Source organism: Micromonospora craterilacus (genome assembly GCF_003236315.1).
Lineage (GTDB): Bacteria > Actinomycetota > Actinomycetes > Mycobacteriales > Micromonosporaceae > Micromonospora > Micromonospora craterilacus.
Genome location: NZ_POTY01000467.1, coordinates 1 through 1,505, shown reverse-complemented (window position 1 = coordinate 1,505; position 1,505 = coordinate 1). Strand labels below are relative to the sequence as shown.

Genomic DNA, 1,505 nt, shown 5'->3' with positions numbered 1-1,505 from the left:
AGATATATGTGGGTTGTTGTGGTGCCGTGAACGGTAGCGGCCTGATCTGTCAGGGCCGGGCGGGCCGGCGTTCGCGCAGGTGCCGCTTGACCTGCGCTGTCAGAGGCACGGGACCTGACAAGGGTGCCGGTGGGGTTCCTTGTCAGATCCCCTTCGTCTGACAGTGATTGCTGTGTGGTGTGTGACAGATGCGCTGAGCGTCTGCCTGTTGGGCAACGTGGTCGTCCGGGGGTGACTCCCTAACTCGGCGGGGCCGGTCTGCGCGACATCAGGCAGCCTGGGAGTCGTCGGGGTGGATGAACCGGTTGGGGTTGGTGGCCGCGTAGGGACCGTGGTCGCTGGGCAGTTCGTGCAGGTAGCGCGGGCGTCCGGGATCGCTGGCCAGGGTCCATACCGGGCCCGCCGGGTCGGTGCCGTGCACGCCGGTGGCCACCGGCATGGCGGTGTCCACGCCGGCGAGGGCGTCCATGAGGTTGCGTTCGCGGCCTCGGCTGGGCACCCACAGCAGGAGCGGGTAGGTCGGTCCGAAGTCGGTCACCCGCTCGTAGCCGCGTAGTTTGCGCAGCACGGTGCCGAGGGGCTCGGTGTTGCGGTCGTGTTCGAGGAAGAACCCGACGGTGGTGTCGCCGACGGTCCAGATTCCGTGGCCGTCGGGTTGGATGCCGGCGGCGCCGTAGGCGTCGGTGGCGTGCTGTTCGGACCACCAGCGGTGTAGCCGTGCCTGCGGGTTGGTGCGGGTGTGGGCGAGCAGGTCGCAGAAGAAGTCGTTCACGCCGAGCAGGTGCTGCAGTTTCTTGCTTCCGACGATGCGGTTGCCGCGTTCGCGGCTGCTGCGCGGCGGCTTGGCCGCCGGGTTGTCGGGATCGTGGTAGGCGTCACGGTTGATCGTGAAGCCTTTCGGCCCCAGCGCGTACAGGTATACCGACGACTCGGCGGACTCAGTGTCGACGAAGCGGTCGAGGACCTCCAGGCGGTGCAACCGGGTCAGTCGCAGGCGGGCGCTGCGGCCGGAGGGGAACAGCGCTTTGGCGACCTGACGGGTGGACAGCAGGTAGTGCTCGGCGAGCCAGGACAGCAGACGCCGGTCACGGGTGGAGAGGTAGCGGGTGAAGTAGAACGGGTCGGATTTGGCGGTACGAGGAGGTAGAGGCCGGGACATGGGGACTCCTAGGGAGAACGATGCCCTCCATTCGGAGGGTGTCTGGGTGAGGTTCGACCACAGTGGTCGTCTGACACGCCGCTGTGCGGCGTGAACAGCCCGGCACCGCTGATCTGTCAGCGGGTGCGGGTGATCGGGGTGGAAGGGGTTGTGGATCCCCCGAAGGATCGGGCCACGGAAGCCTGAAACGAACTGCTGGCAGGTCACTCAGGGCGAGTCCTTCTCCTTTCTGCGGCGGCGGTCGTCGGGCTTCTGGCTGTACTTCTTGACCATGGCGTCGACCGCTGAGGCCCTCTGGGCGGGAACCGCCTTGGATGCCTGCTGTCGGATCGCGGTGGCCTCACCC

At 67.3% G+C, this 1,505-nt stretch carries 1 protein-coding gene; it reads right to left on the bottom strand.

The annotated features are described in order from the left end of the window. Nucleotides 1-268: 268 nt before the first annotated feature. Nucleotides 269-1,159, bottom strand: coding sequence for a replication-relaxation family protein (locus C1I95_RS33845; RefSeq protein WP_111220176.1), 891 nt, complete (start codon nt 1,157-1,159; stop codon nt 269-271). Between the last annotated feature and the right edge of the window lie 346 nt (nt 1,160-1,505).